Raw genomic sequence first — 18,111 nt, forward strand, 5'->3', positions numbered from 1 at the left:
GTGCCCGATCTCTCCCGCATGCGCAACGACTACACGCTCGGGCAGCTGAGCGAGGCCGACCTCGCCCCGACCTGGGTCGAGCAGTTCGACCGGTGGTTCGCCGAGGTCGTGGCCGCCGAGGTGCCCGAGCCCAACGCCGTCGTCGTCGCCACGGCCGACGCCGACGGCGCCCCGGACGCCCGCATCGTGCTCATGAAGGGGTACGACGCCGACGGGATCGTCTTCGGCACGAGCTACGCCTCCACCAAGGGCGCGCAGCTCGCGGTGAACCCGCGGGCGGCCCTGGTCTTCCCCTGGCATCCGCTGCAGCGGCAGGTGCGGGTGGCCGGCCGGGTGGAGCGGATCGGCAGCACCGCCTCGGACCTGCTGTGGGACCCGCGGCCCCGCGGCGCGCAGCTGGCCGCCGCCGCGTCGATCCAGTCGACCGTGGTGGAGTCGCGGGACGAGCTGCTGGAGCGGGTGCGCCGCCTCGACGAGCAGACGCCGGAGGGCCCGGTGCCGCGGCCGGCGGCGTGGGGCGGCTACCGCGTGGTGCCGGAGCGGGTGGAGTTCTGGCAGGGCGGCGCGGACCGGCTGCACGACCGGATCCGCTTCGTGCGCGACGAGGCCGAAGGCGGGGGCTGGATCGTCCAGCGGCTCGCCCCGTGAGCCGGCGCGGCTGGGCGATCGACACCACACCGCTGCAGAACCCCGCCTACCGGCGGCTGTTCTGGGGCGTGGCCGCGACGATGCTCGGCCAGCAGATGACGCTGGTCGCCGTCCCCTTCCAGGTCTACGCGCTCACCGGCGACTCGCTGATGGTCGGCGTGACGTCGATCGTCGCGCTGGTGCCGCTGATCGTCTTCGGCCTGCTCGGCGGCGCGATCGCCGACTCGATGGACCGCCGCCGGCTGATGCTCATCACGTCCGTCGGCGCCGCGGTGACCAGCGCGCTGCTGGCGCTGCAGGCGCTGCTGCCGGGCGAGGGCAACCTGGCGGTGCTGTGGGTGCTGACGGCGTGCGTGTCGGGTTTCGCGGCGGTCAACCAGCCCACGCGCAGCGCGGCCATCCCGGCGATCGTGGGCGCCGCGGGGGTTCCGGCGGCCAACGCGCTGTCGATGACCGTGCGCCAGGCCGGGGTGATCGTGGGGCCGCTGCTGGCCGGCGTGCTGATCGGGGCGGGCGAGCTCTTCCTCGCCTACGCGATCGACGCGCTGGGCTTCCTCGCCGCCGCGCTCCTGCTGCGCGGTCTGCCCTCGCTGCCCCCGGGCCGGGACGCCGGGCCGCTGCGGCTCGGTGCCGCCGTCCGGGGCGTGGGGGAAGGCTTCGTGTTCCTCCGCACCCAGCCGGTGCTGCTCATGACCTTCGTCGTCGACATCATCGCGATGTGCTTCGCCTGGCCGCAGGCGGTCTTCCCCGAGTTGTCGGAGAACCGGTTCGCCGACTCGCCCAACGCGCTGGGGTGGCTGTTCGCCGGCATCTCGATCGGCGCGCTGCTCATGGGGCTGACCTCGGGGTGGGTGTCCCGGGTGGACCGGCAGGGCGCGGTGGTGCTCGGCGCGATCGCGGTGTGGGGCGTGGCGATCATCGGCTTCGGGTTCGCGCCGACGCTGTGGCTGGCGGTGCTCTGCCTGGCGGTGGCCGGGGCGGGCGACATGGTGAGCGCGGTGCTGCGCTCGTCGATGCTGCAGCTCGCGGCGCCGGAGGAGATGCGCGGGCGGATGCAGGGCGTCTTCATCGTGGTCGTCGCCGGTGGCCCGCGGCTGGGTGACCTGCGCGCCGGGGCGCTGGCGAGCGCGGCGTCGGTGACCGTGGCGATGGTGTCCGGCGGCGTCGTCGTCGTGCTGGCGATGGCGCTGGTGGCGGTGCTCGTGCCCACGTTCTGGCTCTTCCGCGCCTCCCGCGCGGCGGTCTGACCCGCGCCTGGCGCCGACCGCGGGGAAGGACACCTCACCGCCGCCCGCGGAACGTGTCGAACCCCGCGCTCGAGGTCAGGCGAGGGCGGCGGCGACGACCTTCAGGTCGGTGACCAGCGCGTCGAAGGCGGCGGCCCGCGCCTCGTCGGGCGTGCGCAGGACCGCCGAGGGGTGGGTGGTCGCGAGGATCCAGGTCTGCGCCGGGGCGGCCTCGTCGGGCTCGTCGTCGTCGGCCTCGTCCGCGAGCGGGGGCGGCGGCAGCCCCGGCAGGTCCCAGGGCAGCAGCCGCCCGCGGTCCTGGGTGATCCGGAAGGATGGCGCGATGAGTGCCTTGGCCGCCGTCGCCCCCAGGGCCACGACCACCTCCGGCCGGAGGATGGCGAGCTCGGACCGCAGCCACGGGGCGCAGGCGCGCAGGTGTTCGGCCCCCGGGGTCTGGTGGATGCGCCGCTTCCCCTTCACGGTGAACCGGAAGTGCTTGACCGCGTTCGTGATGTAGGCGTCACGGCGGTCGATGCCGGCGCCGGTCAGCGCGTCGTCCAGCAGCCGCCCGGCCGGGCCGACGAACGGCTCGCCCTTCCTGTCCTCCTGGTCGCCGGGCTGCTCGCCGACGAACACGATGCGCGCCGTGGGCGGGCCCTCGCCGAACACCGTCTGCGTCGCCGGTTCCCACAGCTCGCAGGCCCGGCAGTCGGCCGCGGCGGTCGCCAGGCCGTCCAGGCCCACCCCGGACGGCGGCTGCGCGATCCCGTTGCCCTCGCTCATGCACCCGATGACACCGCAGGACCGCGCCGTCCGCGAGCCGTCGCTACCGTCCCGCCGTGCCCTATGCCTTCGACGACGACCCCGCCCGCATCGACGTGGATGCCGCCTGGGCCTTCCTCGAGCGAGACGCCTACTGGGGTCGGTGGCGCGGCACCGATGACTTCCGGCGACAGGTAGCAGGCGCGTGGCGGGTGGTCGGCTGCTACGACACGGACACCGGCGCGATGGTCGGCTTCGCCCGGGCCGTGTCCGACGGCGTGGGGTTCGCCTACCTGGCCGACGTGCTCGTGCTGCCGGAGCACCGCGGCCGCGGCCTCGGGGCGCGGCTGGTCGAGGAGATGGTCGAGCGCGGCCCCGGGGCGGGTTTCCGCTGGATGCTGCACACGGCGGACGCGCACGGTCTCTATGCCCGTTTCGGGTTCGCGCCGCCGGACGCGACGGTCCTCGAGCGCCCCCATGCGAGCAGTCGACCGGCGGACCCCTGACACGTCCGCCGGACGATCCGATTCCGCAGCCGCCCGGATACGGTCGGGACAGGCACGGGGACGACGGCGGGAGGACGGGTGCTCGAGTTCGACGGGCTCCGCAAGAGCTTCGGCGAGGTCCGGGTCCTGGAGGGCGTCGGGTTCACCGTCCAGCCGGGCTCGATGTTCGGGTTCTGCGGCTCCAACGGGGCCGGCAAGACCACCACGATGCGCATCGCCATGGGCCTGGTCCGGCCGGACGCCGGCGAGGTGCGCTGGCGGGGCCGCCTCCTGGACCAGGCCTCCCGCCGCCGGGTCGGCTACATGCCGGAGGAGCGCGGGCTCTACCCGAAGATGAAGGTCGGCGAGCAGGTCGCCTACTTCGCCCGGCTGCACGGGCTGGACGCCGCGGCCGCCACGCGGGCCGCGGGGGAGTGGGTGGAGCGCCTCGGCCTGGGCGCCCGCCGCGACGAGCAGGTGGAGAAGCTCTCGCTGGGCAACCAGCAGCGCGTCCAGCTGGCCGCGGCGCTGGTCAGCCGCCCCGAGGTGCTGATCCTCGACGAGCCGTTCTCCGGTCTGGACCCGGTCGGCGTCGACTCGCTGGCCGAGGCGCTGCTCGGGCAGGTGCGCGAGGGCGTCCCCGTGGTCTTCTCCAGCCACCAGCTCGACCTGGTCGAGCGGCTGTGCGACTCCGTCGGCATCCTGGCCCGCGGCCGCATGGTGGCCACCGGCACCGTCGAGGAGCTGCGCCGCCGCGAGGCCGGCCGGCTGCTGCGCGTCGTCGTCCCGGATGCCGCACCCGGGTGGGCCGACGGGCTGGGCGGCACCCGCGTGGTGTCCGAGCGGGCCGGGGACACCCTGCTGGAGCTGGCGCCGGACACCGACGACCAGACCGTCCTGGGTGCGGCGCTGCGGACCGGCCGCGTCACGCACTTCGCCTGGCAGCAGCCCACCCTCGTGGAGCTGTTCCGGGGGGCCGTCGCCGCACCGGCCGGCGCGGAGGTGGCGGCATGACCGCGCCGCACGACCCCTCCAGCGGCGAGCTGGTCCGCCTGGTCGCCGGGCGCGAGATCGCCACCCGCATCCGCGACAAGGGCTTCATCATCAGCTCGATCGTGATCCTGCTGGTGATCGTCGGCGCGGTGCTCGTCCAGGTCCTGACCGGCTCCGGGGAGGACCAGCGCCGGGTCGGGCTGGTCGGGGGCGACGCCGCGCTGGTCGGCGCCCTGGAGGCGCAGGGCGAGGCGCTGGACGTCGACGTGGAGGTGGTCGAGTTCGACGACGCGGCCGCCGCCCGGACGGCGGTGGACGAGGAGGACGTCGACGGCGCGCTGCTCGCCGGGGACGACGAGCTGCTCGTCCACGAGTCCGCCGGCGGCACCCTGGAGGCGATCGTGCAGGGCGCCGTGGGGCAGCTCGCGGTCGCCGAGCAGCTCACCGACGCGGGCATCGGCCAGCTCGACGTGCCGGAGGTCGCCGTGACGGCCCTGGACGCCGACGCCGCGGCCGACCAGCAGCAGGTCGTGGCCGCGATCTTCGGCGTGGTGATCCTCTACAGCCTGCTCATCCTGTTCGGCCAGTTCATCGCGCAGGGCGTCGTCGAGGAGAAGTCCAGCCGGGTGGTGGAGCTGCTGCTGGCCACGATGCGCCCGTGGCAGCTGCTCGCGGGCAAGATCCTCGGGCTCGGACTGCTGGCGCTGGGGCAGATCGTGGCCATCGGCGTCGTCGCCGTCGGGGCGGCGCTGGCCTTCGACGTCGTCGACGTGCCCGGCGACCTGATCAGCACCGTCGCGATCGTGATCGCCTGGTTCGTGCTGGGCTACGCCTGGTACGCCGCGGTCTTCGCCGTCGCCGCGTCGCTGGTGAGCCGGCAGGAGGACCTGGCGACGGTGCTCATGCCCACGTCGATGGTGCTCATCGTGGCCTTCTTCATCGGCATCCAGGCGGCGTCGGACCCCGGCGGGCTGCTGGCGCGGGTGACCTCCTACGTCCCGGGGCTCTCCCCGCTGGTCATGCCGGTGCGGCAGGCCGCGGGCGAGGTGGCGGCGTGGGAGATCGCGCTGGCGGTCGCGCTCATGCTGGTGGCCATCGTGCTGGTGGTCCGGGTGGGCGGGCGCGTCTACTCCGGCGCGCTGCTCCGCACGGGCGGGAAGATCAAGCTCCGCGAAGCGCTCGCCGCCGAACGCGCCTGAGGGGTTGCCCGCCCGACCTGCGGGTAGCCGCGCGGCATGGGCATGCAGCTGGGCTACACGATGATGACCGAGCAGGCCGGGCCGAAGGACCTGGTCCGCCACGTGGTGGGCGCCGAGGACGTCGGGTTCGACTTCGCGGTGAGCAGCGACCACTTCTTCCCGTGGTTGGACGAGATGGGCCACTCGCCCAACGCGTGGGTGACGCTCGGCGCCGCCGCGCACGCCACCAGCCGGATCGACCTGATGACCTACGTGACCTGCCCGATCATCCGGTACCGGCCGGCCGTGGTGGCCCAGCAGGCCGCGACGCTGCAGCTGCTCGCCGACGGCCGGTTCACCCTCGGCCTCGGCGCGGGGGAGAACCTCAACGAGCACGTGATCGGGGAAGGCTGGCCGCCGGTCGCGGTGCGGCACGAGATGCTGGCCGAGGCGGTGCAGATCATCAAGGAGCTGCTCCGCGGCGACGGGTACACGACCTTCCACGGCGAGTACTACGACGTCGACGGCGGCAAGCTCTGGGACCTGCCCGAGGGCGGGGTGCCGATCGGGCTGGCCGTGTCGGGCGAGAAGTCGGTCGAGCTGGCCGCCGAGTACGCCGACGTCCTGATCGCGACCGAGCCCAAGCCGGAGCTGGTCGGGCAGTTCGAGGCCGCGGGCGGTGCGGGCAAGAGGAAGGTCGGCCAGATGCCGATCAGCTACGGCACCGACAAGGCCGCCGCCGTCACCCGCGCGCACCAGCTGTTCCGCTGGTTCGGTCTCGGCTGGAAGGTCAACGCCGACCTCCCCGGCACGGCCGGGTTCGACGCCGCCAGCCAATTCGTCCGCGAGGAGGACGTCGAGAGCAGCCTCCCGTGCGGGGACGACGTCGCCGCGGTGATCGAGGCGGCGAAGGAGTACGCCGACGCCGGTTTCACCCACCTGGCCCTCGTGCAGATCGGCGGCGACCAGCAGGAGCCCTACCTCGAGTGGACCCGCAGCACGCTGCTGCCGGCCTGGCGGGAGGCGTTCGGCAGCTGACCGGCCCGGGGCCCCTCCCGTTGGGGTGAGGTCACCCCTGCGGGCGGCGCGGAGCAGGCCCGGTGCCCCTGAAGATCGGCGGCATGACCGAGGACCTCGACAGGCGCCTCCGGCGGCTGCGGGCCTCCGGGGACGGCGACGCTCTGGTCGACCTCGGCTGCGACCTCGCCGACGCCGGCCGGCACGCGGACGCCGAGGCCTGCTTCCGCGCCGCCTCGGAGGCCGGTGACACCGTCGCCTCCTTCAACCTGGGCAACGCCCTCGCCGCGCAGGGTCGGTGGACGGAGGCGGTCGACGCCTACGAGGCCGCGTTGTCCGGCGGCGAGGCCGACGCGTGGCGCAACCTCGGCCTGGTGCTCGAGGACCTCGGCGACCTCGCGGGCGCGATGCGGGCCTACCGCGGTGCCCTCGACGCCAGCGACCTTGAGGGCGGGCTGCAGCTGGCCTTCCTGCTCCGCGAGCAGGGGGAGCGCGAGGAGGCGCTCGCCGTCGCTGGTGAGGTCGCCGCCGCCGGTGACCCCGAGGCGGCCGGCGTCGTCGCCTGCTGGAGGTTCTGCACCACCCTGGACCCGGCGCTCGAGGACGACCTGCGCGCCGGCGCCGAGCACTTCCCGGCGGCGCGCACCGACCTCGCGCACCTCCTGCGGGAGAGCGGCCGGGGCGCCGAGGCGCGGGCGGTGCTCGAGCGCGGCGCCAAGCTGGGCGAGCAGGTGGCCTGGTTGCCGCTGGGCAACCTCTACCGCGAGGACCTCGAGGACGAGGAGGCCGCCGAGGAGGCCTTCCGCGCCGGCATCGCCGCCGGCGACGTCTACTGCCACCAGAACCTGGCCGTGCTGCTGGCCGACCGCGGCGACCTCGACGGCGCGGTCGAGCAGTTCCGGCTCGGCGCCGAGGCCGGCGACCAGCTGGCCGCCCAGACGCTGCGCGGCCTCGAACGGGGCTGAGCCCCCCCGCCCGGCAGGGGCCGCGAGGCGCGGAGCGGATACTGGCGACGTGACCCCGGCCACTGCTGCGCTCCGGACCGCCACGCGGTCCGACCTCGCAGCGGTGGCCGACGCGCTGGGGCTCCCGCTGCCGGCGCTGGCGCCCGCGATCGTCGAGCCTGACGCCCGCGGGCTCATCGGCGCCGAGGGGCAGGTCGTGCTGCTGCGCCGGCGCTGGGCCGCCGACGCGACCGCCGAGGCCGTCGTCGTGCGCCGGGCCGGCGTCCCGCTGGACCACCCTGACGTCCTGGCCGCGGCCGCCGACTGGGGCTGCGACCGCGTGCGGCACCTGGCCAACGACCGGTTCGTGCCGGTGCCGCCCGCGCCGGAGTCGGCCGCGCTGGACGTCCGCTTCGCCCACCTCGCCGCGCTGGCGGCCACCCGGGTGGAGACCGCCGTCGCCCTCGCGCGGGACGACGGCACCCCGCCGGTGGCGGCGGACGACGCCGCGCACGCCGCGGCGGTCGACGTCCTCGGGGTGCTCGGGGTGCCGGTGCTCAGCGGCGGGAGCGCCGTCCGGCAGGTGCCCGAGGGCATGCCGTGGATCGTCATCGACCCGCTCGACGGGGTCCGCAACTATCTCGCCGGGCTGCCGCCGTGGGCGTTCTCGGCCGCGCTCGTGCACGGGGGCCGCCCGGTCGCGGGCCTGGTCTGCGACCTCTCCCCGGGGCGGCGGTGGACGGCCACCGGGGACGGCGGCGCGGCGCGGGACGGCGTGCCGGTGCGCACCCGGAGCGGGAGCACCCTCGTCGTCCCCAGTGGGCTGAACGGCGGCTCGGTCGGCGCGCTCGGGCGGGTGCGGATCACCGGGTGCACGGCGGTCGACCTCTGCCTGGTCGCCGACGGCGCGGCCGCCGCCTGGCACGACGTGGACCGCACCGGCACGCACGTGCACGACGTCGCCGGCGGGCTGGCCGTGCTGCTGGCCGCCGGCGGGGCGGCGCTCACGGTCGACGGCGCCGCGGTGGTGCTCGAGCCGGACACCGTCGGGCGGATCCGCTTCGTCGCGGCCGCCGACGAGGCGCTGGCCCGCACGTTGCTCGACGCCGTCGCCTGAGAGCGCCGTCGCCTGAGAGCGCCCCGGCCTCAGGTGGTGGCGGACCGGATCGCGGCGAGCAGGGCCTCGCGCTCGTGCATGGTGGTGCGCGCCCGGCCGCGGCTGGCCCCGAGCGCGACCTCCGCGGCGTCGATGGCCCGCCAGTCCTCCAGGAGCACCGGCTGCGCCCCGCGCGCCCGCAGGGTGGTGACCAGGTCGTCGGTGCCGCCGCGGACGGCCAGGGTGCCGTCGGCCGCGTCGGCGAGGAGCGCGTCCACCGTCTCGCGGGCGTCGTGCTTGTTGGTGCCCACGACCCCGCTGGGGCCGCGCTTGATCCAGCCGGCCACGTACTCGCCCGGTGCGAGCGCGCCGTCGCGCAGCACGCGGCCGGTGCCGTCGTGGGGGACGGTGCCGCTGCGCTCGTCGACCGGGAGGCCGGGCAGCGGGGTGCCCCGGTAGCCCACCGAGCGCACGACCAGGTCGGCCGGCAGCAGCTCCAGCTCCCCGGTGCCCACGGCCCGTCCGTCGCCGTCGACCGCGGTCCGCTCGACCTCCAGGCCGGTGACGCGGTCCTCGCCGACGAGCCGCACCGGCCGCCGGAAGAAGCGCAGCCGCAGCGGGACGCGGCCGGGCTCCGGCGCGTGCCCGGCCCAGCCGCGCAGGACGCCGAGGTTGCGGCCGACCACCCGGTCGGCGGCGGCGCGCTCCTCCGACGCCGGGTCCAGCTCCAGCTCGGCCGGGTCGACCAGGACCGTCGCGGCCGTCATCTCGTCCAGCTCGCGCAGCTCCTGGGTGGTGAAGCTCGCCTGCGCCGGACCGCGGCGGCCCAGCACCGTCACCTCCTGGACCGGTGCGGCGGCCAACGCGTCCAGGACGTGCTGCGGCATGTCGGTCGGCTCGAGCTCCTCGGGCGCCCGCGCCAGGACCCGCGCCACGTCGAGGGCGACGTTGCCGACACCGACGACGACGACCGACCGGGCGTCGGACAGCGCGGCCTCGATCCGCTTCCGGTCGGCGTCGGGGTGCCCGGTGTACCAGGCGACGACGTCGGTGGCGGCGAGGCTGCCGGGGAGGTCCTCGCCCTCGATGCCCAGCCGGCGGTCGACCGCGGAGCCGTAGGTGTAGACGACGGCGTCGACGTGCGCGCGCAGCTCCTCCAGCGAGAGGTCGACGCCGACGTCGACGTTGCCGACGAAGCGCACCAGCGGCTGGTCGAGGCTGCGGTGCAGGGTCTCGCGGATGGCCCGCATCTTCGGGTGGTCGGGCGCGATGCCGTGCCGCACCAGGCCGAACGGCGTGGGCAGCCGGTCGATCAGGTCGACGGCCACCGGGACGTCGTCCTGGCGGGTCAGCGCGTCGGCGGCGAAGATGCCCGCCGGGCCGGCGCCGATGATCGCCACGCGGAGGGGGCGGCGCTCGGACGGGGGAGCGGCGGAGCCGTCGGCGACCATGACTGGCATCCTGACCCCGCCGGGGGCCGCTCCACCAGAGCGCGCGCCCGGTTTCCCGATCATCGTCGCTCGAGGAGGCCCCTCCATGTCCATCGTCGTCGTCGCCACCCTGACCCCCAAGCCGGACGAGGTCGACGCCGTGCGGGAGGCGCTCCTGGCCGCCGTCCCCAAGGTGCACGCCGAGCCCGGATGCGAGCGCTACGCCCTGCACGAGGCCGACGGGGTCTTCGTCTTCGTGGAGCGCTGGGAGAGCGCCGAGGCGATGAAGGTGCACGGCACGGCCGAGCCGCTCGCCACCCTGGGTGCCGCCCTGGCCGGCAAGCTGGCCGCCGCCCCGGACATCCGGCGGCTCACCCCGCTGCCCGCCGGCGACGCCGACAAGGGCGCCGTCTGACCCGAGTGCGGACCCGGCGCCCTCAGCCGCAGGAGTGGTTGCGGTCGAGGTCGTCGGGCACGTACTGGGTCAGCGTGACCCGCCCCTCCGGCACGAGCGGGGGCAGCTCGCACGCGGCCACGGCCTCGGCGAGGCTGGTCGACCCGGCCAGCCAGCTGGGCAGGCCCGCGAGCGAGCTGTCGTCGGGCACGCTCCCGACGATCTGCGCCCACTGCCGCCCCGTGGAGTAGACGCCGACGTCGGCGCCCCGCGAGTCCAGGTAGGCGGCCATGCCCTCGATCGCGGCCCGGTTGCGGGCGCGGGCGTCGTCGGACCCGTTCTGCCAGGTGTTCGACGTCTCCACGTCGAGCCACCAGGTGTAGCTCGACGCGAGGCTGGAGACCTCGGCCTCCCGCGCAGCGGGCACGAAGTAGTCCGTGACGCTGTCGCGGGCCCGCTCGTAGCCGTACCGCCAAGAGCAGGCCGGGGAGTTCTCGCCGTCGCACCGCCCGTACGGCGTCACTCCGGCCGAGGGCCAGGTGGTGACCAGGCCCCGCACCTGGCCGGGGTTGGCCGTGTTCACGTACAGCTGGGCGGGTGGTTGCTCGCGGACCGAGCCGTTGGACTCCCAGGCCCACGCGAGCTGGTCGGCCAGACAGGGATTGGCCTTCGTCGCCACCCCGCCGTTGACCCCCACGACGGTGAAGGCGCGCTCGTCGGGCAGCTCGGCCTCGCACTGCGGGTGCGAGATGTCGACGCCGGCCGGGCTGACCGGGACGTCGGACTCCGACGGCGCGGCGACGGCCGGCGTCTGCAGGGCGAGCACGACGGCCGCGGCGACCGGCGTCAGGGCGACGGCATGCAGCCGCCTACCCCATCCCCCGATGCGCACCCCCTGACGGTACCGGGCGCGGCCACCGGAGTGGTGCTCTCAGACGGCCTGGCAGGTCGGGCACCAGTGCAGGTTGCGGCCGACCATGACCTCGGTGCGGACCTCGGTGCCGCAGATCCGGCACGGCAGGCCGGTGCGCCGGTAGACGTAGTGGGCGTCCTCCCGGCGGATCGCGCCGCTGCGGCGGGTGCGGTCCTCGGGCCGGGTGGTGACGATGCGGCCCATGCGGACGCCGGCCTTCATGAGCGTGACCAGGTCGGCCCACAGCTGGGCCCAGAGCGCCTCGTCGACGGCACGGCCGGGGCGGAACGGGGAGACCCGGTGGCGGAACAGGATCTCGGCCCGGTAGACGTTGCCGACGCCGGCGAGCACGGACTGGTCCATGAGCAGCGCACCGATGGCGGTGCGGCTGGCCGCGATGCGGCGGAGGGCCCGGCCGCCGTCGGCCCGCGGGCGCAGCGGGTCGGGGCCGAGCCGGTCGAGGATCGCGGCCACCTCGGGCTCGGGCAGCACCTCGCAGGCGGTGGGTCCGCGCAGGTCGGTCCACACCCCGAGGCCGTCGGGCCCCGCCGCCTCCCACCGCATGCGCAGGGCGCCCTTCGCGGGCGGCGGCGTGCCGGTGCCGGTGAGGTAGGCGCCGTAGAGGCCCAGGTGCACGTGCAGGTGGTCGCTGCCGAAGCGGGCGAACAGGTGCTTGCCGTAGGAGAAGACCTCGTCGAGCACCCGGCCGTCGAGCAGGGCCGCGCCCGCGTCGAACCGGCCCTGGGGACTGGTGACGTGGACCGGGCGGCCGGCGAACAGCGCGGACTGCTCCCGCGCCAGGCGGTACAGGGTGTGGCCCTCGGGCATCCGGGCAGCGTAGGTGGCGCGCCCGGGCGGCGCCTCAGCGGTCGGCGGTCTCCAGGCCGAAGTGCGGCCGGTCGTCGACGGCGACGAGGTCGAGGAACTGCGGGTTCTGGAGGATGTGCCGGCGCACGAAGGAGCAGTACGGCAGCACGGTGAGGCCGCGCTCGCGGGCCGCGTTGAGGACGCCCTCGACGAGCGCGGTGCCGATGCCCCGACCGCCCATGGAGGGGTCGACCTCGGTGTGCGGGAGCGTCATCTGGCCGTTGTCGACGTGGTAGCTCGCGAGCCCCACGACGCGCTCGCCCAGCCGGATCTCGAACCGTCCCCGCTCGGGGACGTCGACCACCGAGGTCTCCATCGCATCCACCTTCCGTCGCTCCGGCGCCGTTGCCGGGGCCCGACGTGTGCCCCAGACCGTAACGCCTGGGAAGCGGTTCGTCTCTCTTCGATATCACGACTCGGGTGGGGCGGGGGTTCCCACGGCCACCGGATAGCCTCTGCGACGCGGTCCCGGACGCGCCTGGCGCGCCGCGGCCCCCGTAGCTCAGGGGATAGAGCATCGGTTTCCTAAACCGTGTGTCGCAGGTTCGAATCCTGCCGGGGGCACCTTCAGCAGAGTCCGGCCGAAGGCCGCCCGGTCCGCTCGACCCGGCGGGGATCAGCCGGTGCGCCGGGACCGCCACCACCAGACGCCTGCGCCGAGGGCGACGACGAGCAGGCCGGCGGCCGTCAGCGCGATCGTGCCGGTGTTCGACTCGTCGGCCGCCGGGTCGGCGGCGCTCTCGGTCGGCGCGGACGAGGTGGGCCCTGACCGGCTCGACGGCGCCGAGCCGGTCGGTGTGGTCGGTGCCGCCGGCACGGGGGCGGCCGCCACGGTCAGGGTGGGCGCGGGCATCTCCGGGTCCGGGGAGCCCTCGATCACCGGTTCGATCCAGGCGTCCTCGCGGCCGTCCGCGTAGCGCTGCAGCGTGGGGAAGACCAGCTCGGTGGAGTCGGCGGGCAGTTCGGCGACGGTGATCGCGTACTCGGCGTCGACGCCGGGTCCGAGCGCGGGGCCGGCGACCTCGAAGCCGTCGGCGGTCGGCGTGAGCACCCAGCCCGCGGGGCCGGTGGCGAGCGACACGCTGGTCGGGTCGATCCCGCCGGGGAGCTGGGTCCGCATGCCGACGATGCCGGAGGTGGAGGACTCCGACTCGGCCGAGAACTGGATGGTCGCGGGTCCGGTACCGGCCTGCGCCCCCTGGGCGGTCACCTCGACGTGCGCGCCGGCGGGCCCGCCCGTGCTGAGCACGATGGTGAGGGCGAGGGGAATGGCGAGGGCGGCGCGACGGCGGCCGGTGATGTCGGTGGGCACGTGCCATTGGTCGTCCGGTGCGAGGCCCGAGTTCCCTGGGTGACGCGGTCGACTCGTGCGCCGGCTATGGCCTGGCGCCGTCCACCGCATCCGGGCGTGCCATGGTGTCCCCGCTCCGGTCCGGCTCGTCCCCACAACTGCCCGCCACGGCGAAAGAGGCATCGTGACCGCCACCCCCACCAGGTCCCGGCGCACGGCTGCCGCCCTCGTCGTGCTCGCGACCTTCGCCGCCGCCGGGTGCTCGGCCGACGAGCCGGCAGACGTCGACGACGCCCCCGTGGCCCACGACTTCTCCGCGGTCCGGCCGATCGTGGAGGAGTTCGTCGCCGAGCACGACCTGGACGGCGCCGGCCTGGTCGTCGTCGACGAGGACGAGGGCATCGTCGGCGAGGAGTACTTCGGGGAGTTCGCCGCGGACCGGGTGTCGCTGGTCGCCTCGGCCTCGAAGATGGTCACGGCCGGGGTGCTCGTGCGGCTCGCCGACCAGGGCCTGCTCGACCTCGACCAGCCCATCGCCGAGTACGTCGACTGGGCGGCGGGCCAGAATCCCGAGGTCACCGTCGCCCAGCTGCTGTCGAGCAGTTCGGGGTTCGTCGGGCTGCTGCCCGATGCCACCTACGCGCCCTACATCTGCCAGTTCGTGCCGACGGCCGAGATCGAGGACTGCGCGACCACCGCCTGGACGACGCCCGACGACGACGCCGACATCGCGGCTCCCGACACCGAGTTCCGCTACGGCGGTGTGCAGTGGCAGATCGCCGGCGCCGTCGCCGAGACGGTCTCCGGCAGGCCCTGGTCGCAGCTGATCCAGGAGACCTACGTGGAGCCGTGCGGCGTCGGGTCGATGGGCTACAGCAACCACTGGGCCGTGCTCGGCGGCGGGTTCGACTACCCGGCCGGGTTCGACGGCGACACCAGCCTGCTGCCGGAGACGGAGAACCCGCACATGGAGGGCGGGATGTACATCGACCCGGTCGACTACGCCGAGCTGCTGCTCATGCACCTGAGAGGCGGCCGGTGCGGGGACACCCAGGTCCTGGAGCCGGAGTCGGTCGAGCGGATGCACACCGACCGGATCGAGGCCTACGGCGGCGAGACGTTCACGGGCACGGGATACGGCCTGGGCTGGTGGGTGGAGCGCGACGACAGCCGGCGCATCACCGACCCCGGCGCGTACGGAGCGGTGCCGTGGCTGGACCTGGACGGCGGCTTCGGCGCCTACCTGGTGCTCGAGGCGGACGCGACGCTCGGTGCCGAGCTCGCCGGGCAGCTCTACGACCCGGTCGAGTCCGCGATGGCGGCCGATGGCTGACCCGGCGGAACATACCCCCACCGGGTAATGTTCGGGGCCGTCATGGAGCACTCGATGCACGGCGACCGCCCGACCGGCACCGCGCTCACCCGGCTGGCCGTCAGCGCCACACTGCACTGCCTCACCGGCTGCGCCATCGGCGAGGTGCTCGGCATGGTCATCGGCACCGCGCTCGGCTGGTCGGACGTGCAGACGATCGTCCTCGCCGTCGCGCTCGCCTTCGTCTTCGGGTACGCCCTGACCATCGGTCCCGTCATGCGCTCCGGCCTGGCGCTGTCCGCTGCCATCCCGGTGGCGCTCGCGGCGGACACCGTCTCGATCACCGTCATGGAGGTCGTCGACAACGCGGTCATGCTGCTGGTGCCCGGCGCGATGGACGCCGGCCTGGACAGCGGGCTGTTCTGGGGAGCCCTGGCGCTGGCCCTCGCCGTCGCCTTCGTCGTCACCGTCCCGGTCAACCGCTGGCTGATCGGGCGCGGCAAGGGGCACGCCGTCGTCCACCGGTTCCACTGAATCGGGCGACGGCGGAACGCGCCGCCGCACCCCGTCGTTGGAGTCCGGGAGTGCCGCCGGTCGGCGCACGCACCCCCCGACGAAGCGAGCCATGAGCAGCAGTCACAGTCCCCGGGCCACGACTCCCTCCACCGGTGAGGGGGTGCGTGGCCGGTGATGGAAGTGCTCTCCCTCCTGTTGGGCGTCCTGGTCGTCCTCGCGATCACCGCGGCGACCGGCTACTTCGTGGCCCAGGAGTTCGCCTACATGGCGGTCGACCGCTCGGCGCTGGCCGCGCGGGCCGCGGCCGGGGACGCCGCGGCCGAGCGCTCGCTGACCGTCACGCGGCGCACCTCGTTCATGCTGTCCGGCGCCCAGCTCGGCATCACGGTCACCGGACTGCTCGTCGGTTACGTCGCCGAGCCGCTGATCGGTGAGTCGATCGGCGCGCTGCTCGGCGGCGTCGACGTGCCGACCGGGGTGGCGGTCGGCATCGGCGCGGTGCTGGCGCTGCTGTTCTCCACGTTCGTGCAGATGCTGTTCGGCGAGCTGTTCCCCAAGAACCTGGCGATCGCGCGGCCGGAGCCGGTCGCGCGCTGGCTGGCGACGTCGACGGTGCTGTACCTGACCCTCTTCGGCTGGCTGGTCCGCGTCTTCGACCAGGCGTCGAACCTGCTGCTCCGGGCGCTGCGGATCGAGCCCGTGCACGACGTCGAGCACGCCGCCACCGCCCGCGACCTCGAGCACATCCTGGAGGAGTCGCGGGAGAGCGGGGACCTGCCCGCGGAGCTCTCGATGATGCTCGACCGGATCCTCGACTTCCCGAACCGCGACGTCGAGCATGCGATGATCCCGCGGCCGCGGGTGGACACCGTGTCCACGACGGACACGGTCGGCCGGCTGCGCGAGCTCATGGCGCACGGCCACTCCCGCTACCCGGTGCTCGACGCGGCCGACGGGGACGTCGTCGCTGTCGCGAACCTGGCCGACCTGCTGACGACGACGGCGCGCGACGACGCGCCGGTGACCGAGGTGGCCCGCCCGTGCCTCGTCGTCTCCACCTTCACCTCGCTGCCCGACGCGCTGCGCGAGCTGACCGACTCGGGCAACCAGATGGCCTGCGTGATCGACGAGTACGGCGGCTTCGCCGGCGTGATCACGCTGGAGGACCTCGCCGAGGAGCTGGTCGGGGAGATCACCGACGAGCACGACGACGAGCACCCGACGTACCAGCCGATCGAGGGCGACGGCGTCTGGGAGATGGCCGGGGACGTGCACGTCGACGAGGTCGAGCGGGCCCTGGCCGTCGACCTGCCGCGCGGGGACTACGAGACGATCGCCGGCCTGGTCATCGCCGCGGCCGGCACGCTGCCCGAGCCGGGCACCCGCCTGACCGTCGAGCTGCCGCCGGACCCGGGTGACCTGGTGCACGCCGACGACCCCGAGCCGCGGCTGCTCAGCGTCGAGGTGCTCGACGTGGAGCGGCACGTGCCCGCGCGCGTGCGGCTGGAGCTGCCCGACGGGGCCGGCGACGTCGGCCCGGAGGCGTCCCGATGAGCGCGTGGGTGGTCGTCGCCGCGACCGTCGTGATCGTGGCGCTCAGCGCGTTCTTCGTCGCCGTCGAGTTCGCCGCGCTCGCCGCCAAGCGGCACCGGCTGGAGGAGGCCGCGCCCGGCAGCCGGGCGGCCCGAGCCGCGCTGCGCAACTCCGCCGAGCTCACCGTGCTGCTGGCCGGCTCGCAGCTGGGCATCACCGCGGCCACGCTCGCCCTCGGCGCGATCAGCAAGCCCGCCGTGCACCACTGGCTGACGCCGGTCTTCGACGGCTGGGGCGTCCCGCACGTGGCCGCCGACGTCGCCGGGTTCGTCCTCGCCCTGCTGGTCGTCACGTTCATCCACCTGGTGGTGGGGGAGATGGCGCCCAAGTCGTGGGCGATCGCCCACCCCGAGCGCTCGGCCACGCTGCTCGCGCTGCCGATGCGCGCGTTCATGGCCGTGTTCCGGCCGGTGCTGCGCGCGCTCAACGCCGCGGCGAACCGGCTGCTGCGCTGGGCCGGCGTCGAGGCGGTCGACGAGCTCGCGGTGGGTCACAGCCCCAGCGCGCTGCGGCACCTGGTGGAGCACTCGGCCAACGTCGGGGCGCTCGACGCGTCGTTCTCCGAGCAGATCTCCGGCGTGCTGGAGCTCGAGCAGCTCACCGTCCGCGAGCTGGTCGACCCGGCGTCGGCGCTGACCTCGGTGCCGGTCGACGCCACCGCAGGGGACGTGCGCGCCGAAGCCCGGCGCACCGGCCACCTGCGCATCCTCATCCGCGACGGGGAGCGCATCGCCGGGGTGGTGCACGTCCGCGACACCCTGGCCGCCCCCGACGACGCCCCCGTGGCCGGGTTCGCCCGGCCGGTGTTCGAGCTGGCGGCCGGCACCACCGTGCACGCGGCGCTCAAGGCGATGCGCGAGTCCCGCAACCACCTCGCGCTGGTCACCGACGGGGGCGGCGTCGTCGGCGTCGTCACGCTGGCCGACGTCCTGCGCCGGCTCTTCCCGCGGGGTGAGGTGTCATCCGCCGGCTCCGCCGGGGCAGGATGACCGCATGAGCCAGATCGTGGTCAACGCCGAGAAGATCATCTCCGCACCCGCCGAGCAGGTGACCCGGGCGCTGGCGGACTACGAAGCGGTCCGCCCGCGGATCCTGCCCGAGCAGTTCAGCGAGTACCGCGTCGAGAACGGCGGGCACGGTGCCGGCACCGTCGTGCACTGGAGGTTCGCCGCCACCTCCAAGCGGGTCCGCGACCAGCTCGTCGACGTGACCGAGCCCGCGCTCGGCACCCTGGTGGAGACCGACCGGAACTCCTCGATGGTCACCACCTGGACGGTGCTGGCCGAGGGCACCGGCGGCTCCACCGTGAAGGTGCGGACGACGTGGGACGGCGCCGGCGGCATCGGCGGCTTCTTCGAGCGCACCTTCGCGCCCAAGGGCCTGGGCCGGGTCTACGTCGATCTGCTGCACCGCCTCGACGCCGAGCTCGCCGCGGTCTGACGC

Annotated in this window: 20 protein-coding genes and 1 tRNA gene; 15 read left to right on the forward strand and 6 right to left on the reverse strand. The window is 74.8% G+C overall.

Annotated features, from left to right (window positions below; all coding sequences use genetic code 11):
- Both pdxH and DQ239_RS09555 read left to right on the forward strand, forming a co-directional pair.
- Positions 1 to 648: a pyridoxamine 5'-phosphate oxidase gene (gene pdxH / locus DQ239_RS09550; RefSeq protein ID WP_199582821.1), complete on the forward strand. Its 648-nt coding sequence runs from the start codon at positions 1 to 3 to the stop codon at positions 646 to 648.
- The gene (locus tag DQ239_RS09555; RefSeq protein ID WP_233489003.1) at positions 645 to 1,895 is read left to right on the forward strand and encodes an MFS transporter; all 1,251 of its coding nucleotides are present in this window, start codon (positions 645 to 647) and stop codon (positions 1,893 to 1,895) included. Before pdxH ends, DQ239_RS09555 begins: the two co-directional genes overlap by 4 nt.
- A 75-nt stretch (positions 1,896 to 1,970) precedes the next feature.
- Here the strand turns inward: DQ239_RS09555 and DQ239_RS09560 are convergent, their stop codons facing one another.
- Positions 1,971 to 2,660 carry a UdgX family uracil-DNA binding protein gene (locus DQ239_RS09560; protein ID WP_113834180.1) on the reverse strand — a complete coding sequence of 230 codons (690 nt, stop codon included), beginning with the start codon at positions 2,658 to 2,660 and terminating at the stop codon, positions 1,971 to 1,973.
- Between the two features lie 56 nt (positions 2,661 to 2,716).
- Between DQ239_RS09560 and DQ239_RS09565 the strand changes: the two genes are divergently transcribed.
- The 6 genes from DQ239_RS09565 (at position 2,717) to DQ239_RS09590 (ending at position 8,373) form a co-directional block, all read left to right on the forward strand.
- Positions 2,717 to 3,145: a GNAT family N-acetyltransferase gene (locus DQ239_RS09565; protein WP_113834181.1), complete on the forward strand. Its 429-nt coding sequence runs from the start codon at positions 2,717 to 2,719 to the stop codon at positions 3,143 to 3,145.
- A 78-nt stretch (positions 3,146 to 3,223) separates the two neighbouring features.
- A complete protein-coding gene (locus tag DQ239_RS09570; RefSeq protein WP_113834182.1) occupies positions 3,224 to 4,138 on the forward strand; it encodes an ATP-binding cassette domain-containing protein in 915 nt (304 codons plus the stop codon).
- The gene (locus tag DQ239_RS09575) at positions 4,135 to 5,316 is read left to right on the forward strand and encodes an ABC transporter permease (RefSeq protein WP_113834183.1); all 1,182 of its coding nucleotides are present in this window, start codon (positions 4,135 to 4,137) and stop codon (positions 5,314 to 5,316) included. Before DQ239_RS09570 ends, DQ239_RS09575 begins: the two co-directional genes overlap by 4 nt.
- A 36-nt stretch (positions 5,317 to 5,352) precedes the next feature.
- Positions 5,353 to 6,333: a TIGR03557 family F420-dependent LLM class oxidoreductase gene (locus DQ239_RS09580; protein ID WP_113834184.1), complete on the forward strand. Its 981-nt coding sequence runs from the start codon at positions 5,353 to 5,355 to the stop codon at positions 6,331 to 6,333.
- 62 nt (positions 6,334 to 6,395) lie between these two features.
- On the forward strand, positions 6,396 to 7,277 hold the full coding sequence (locus tag DQ239_RS09585) for a tetratricopeptide repeat protein (RefSeq protein WP_233489005.1): 882 nt from the start codon (positions 6,396 to 6,398) through the stop codon (positions 7,275 to 7,277).
- Positions 7,278 to 7,326: 49 nt separating this feature from the next.
- Entirely contained in the window at positions 7,327 to 8,373 is a 1,047-nt protein-coding gene (locus DQ239_RS09590; protein WP_113834185.1) for an inositol monophosphatase family protein, read from the forward strand.
- 29 nt (positions 8,374 to 8,402) lie between these two features.
- Here the strand turns inward: DQ239_RS09590 and DQ239_RS09595 are convergent, their stop codons facing one another.
- Positions 8,403 to 9,803, reverse strand: coding sequence for an FAD-dependent oxidoreductase (locus tag DQ239_RS09595; RefSeq protein WP_113834186.1), 1,401 nt, complete (start codon positions 9,801 to 9,803; stop codon positions 8,403 to 8,405).
- 85 nt (positions 9,804 to 9,888) lie between these two features.
- On the opposite strand from DQ239_RS09595, the gene DQ239_RS09600 reads away from it, so the two are divergent.
- Positions 9,889 to 10,197, forward strand: a complete 309-nt coding sequence (locus DQ239_RS09600; RefSeq protein WP_113834187.1) for a putative quinol monooxygenase — start codon at positions 9,889 to 9,891, stop codon at positions 10,195 to 10,197.
- 22 nt (positions 10,198 to 10,219) lie between these two features.
- On the opposite strand, the gene DQ239_RS09605 is transcribed toward DQ239_RS09600, so the two are convergent.
- From DQ239_RS09605 to DQ239_RS09615, 3 genes are read right to left on the reverse strand one after another with little or no spacing between them, the layout of a single operon-like run.
- Positions 10,220 to 11,068 (reverse strand): hypothetical protein, encoded by an 849-nt coding sequence (locus DQ239_RS09605; protein ID WP_199582823.1) that lies wholly within the window; start codon positions 11,066 to 11,068, stop codon positions 10,220 to 10,222.
- Between the two features lie 39 nt (positions 11,069 to 11,107).
- Positions 11,108 to 11,917 (reverse strand): zinc finger domain-containing protein, encoded by an 810-nt coding sequence (locus DQ239_RS09610; protein WP_113834188.1) that lies wholly within the window; start codon positions 11,915 to 11,917, stop codon positions 11,108 to 11,110.
- Between the two features lie 34 nt (positions 11,918 to 11,951).
- The gene (locus DQ239_RS09615; RefSeq protein WP_113834189.1) at positions 11,952 to 12,272 is read right to left on the reverse strand and encodes a GNAT family N-acetyltransferase; all 321 of its coding nucleotides are present in this window, start codon (positions 12,270 to 12,272) and stop codon (positions 11,952 to 11,954) included.
- Positions 12,273 to 12,447: 175 nt separating this feature from the next.
- Between DQ239_RS09615 and DQ239_RS09620 the strand changes: the two genes are divergently transcribed.
- Positions 12,448 to 12,520: transfer RNA gene (locus tag DQ239_RS09620), tRNA-Arg, on the forward strand.
- 52 nt (positions 12,521 to 12,572) lie between these two features.
- Here DQ239_RS09620 and DQ239_RS20325 read toward each other — a convergent pair.
- The gene (locus DQ239_RS20325) at positions 12,573 to 13,268 is read right to left on the reverse strand and encodes a DUF1775 domain-containing protein (RefSeq protein ID WP_158544816.1); all 696 of its coding nucleotides are present in this window, start codon (positions 13,266 to 13,268) and stop codon (positions 12,573 to 12,575) included.
- Positions 13,269 to 13,431: 163 nt separating this feature from the next.
- Between DQ239_RS20325 and DQ239_RS09630 the strand changes: the two genes are divergently transcribed.
- From DQ239_RS09630 to DQ239_RS09650, 5 genes are all read left to right on the forward strand, one after another.
- Positions 13,432 to 14,580: a serine hydrolase gene (locus DQ239_RS09630; protein ID WP_158544817.1), complete on the forward strand. Its 1,149-nt coding sequence runs from the start codon at positions 13,432 to 13,434 to the stop codon at positions 14,578 to 14,580.
- Between the two features lie 54 nt (positions 14,581 to 14,634).
- A complete protein-coding gene (locus DQ239_RS09635) occupies positions 14,635 to 15,093 on the forward strand; it encodes a DUF4396 domain-containing protein (protein WP_199582825.1) in 459 nt (152 codons plus the stop codon).
- A 156-nt stretch (positions 15,094 to 15,249) separates the two neighbouring features.
- Positions 15,250 to 16,629, forward strand: a complete 1,380-nt coding sequence (locus DQ239_RS09640; protein ID WP_233489007.1) for a hemolysin family protein — start codon at positions 15,250 to 15,252, stop codon at positions 16,627 to 16,629.
- A complete protein-coding gene (locus tag DQ239_RS09645) occupies positions 16,626 to 17,657 on the forward strand; it encodes a hemolysin family protein (RefSeq protein ID WP_113834192.1) in 1,032 nt (343 codons plus the stop codon). Before DQ239_RS09640 ends, DQ239_RS09645 begins: the two co-directional genes overlap by 4 nt.
- Before the next feature lie 4 nt (positions 17,658 to 17,661).
- Complete coding sequence (locus DQ239_RS09650; protein WP_113834193.1) at positions 17,662 to 18,108, forward strand: SRPBCC family protein; 447 nt, start codon at positions 17,662 to 17,664, stop codon at positions 18,106 to 18,108.
- Positions 18,109 to 18,111: the final 3 nt, after the last annotated feature.

Origin of the sequence: Blastococcus sp. TF02-09, from assembly GCF_003319105.1 — a bacterium.
In the GTDB taxonomy this organism is placed as follows: Bacteria; Actinomycetota; Actinomycetes; order Mycobacteriales; family Geodermatophilaceae; genus Blastococcus.

Excerpts from the sequence above, each read along its gene's own strand:
- DQ239_RS09560 (WP_113834180.1), bottom strand. The coding sequence starts at position 2,660 with ATGAGCGAGGGCAACGGGATCGCGCAGCCGCCGTCCGGGGTGGGCCTG.
- DQ239_RS09575 (WP_113834183.1), top strand. The coding sequence starts at position 4,135 with ATGACCGCGCCGCACGACCCCTCCAGCGGCGAGCTGGTCCGCCTGGTC.
- DQ239_RS09580 (WP_113834184.1), top strand. The coding sequence starts at position 5,353 with ATGGGCATGCAGCTGGGCTACACGATGATGACCGAGCAGGCCGGGCCG.
- DQ239_RS09595 (WP_113834186.1), bottom strand. The coding sequence starts at position 9,803 with ATGGTCGCCGACGGCTCCGCCGCTCCCCCGTCCGAGCGCCGCCCCCTC.
- DQ239_RS09600 (WP_113834187.1), top strand. The coding sequence starts at position 9,889 with ATGTCCATCGTCGTCGTCGCCACCCTGACCCCCAAGCCGGACGAGGTC.
- DQ239_RS09610 (WP_113834188.1), bottom strand. The coding sequence starts at position 11,917 with ATGCCCGAGGGCCACACCCTGTACCGCCTGGCGCGGGAGCAGTCCGCG.
- DQ239_RS09615 (WP_113834189.1), bottom strand. The coding sequence starts at position 12,272 with ATGGAGACCTCGGTGGTCGACGTCCCCGAGCGGGGACGGTTCGAGATC.
- DQ239_RS09635 (WP_199582825.1), top strand. The coding sequence starts at position 14,635 with ATGCACGGCGACCGCCCGACCGGCACCGCGCTCACCCGGCTGGCCGTC.
- DQ239_RS09640 (WP_233489007.1), top strand. The coding sequence starts at position 15,250 with ATGGAAGTGCTCTCCCTCCTGTTGGGCGTCCTGGTCGTCCTCGCGATC.
- DQ239_RS09645 (WP_113834192.1), top strand. The coding sequence starts at position 16,626 with ATGAGCGCGTGGGTGGTCGTCGCCGCGACCGTCGTGATCGTGGCGCTC.
- DQ239_RS09650 (WP_113834193.1), top strand. The coding sequence starts at position 17,662 with ATGAGCCAGATCGTGGTCAACGCCGAGAAGATCATCTCCGCACCCGCC.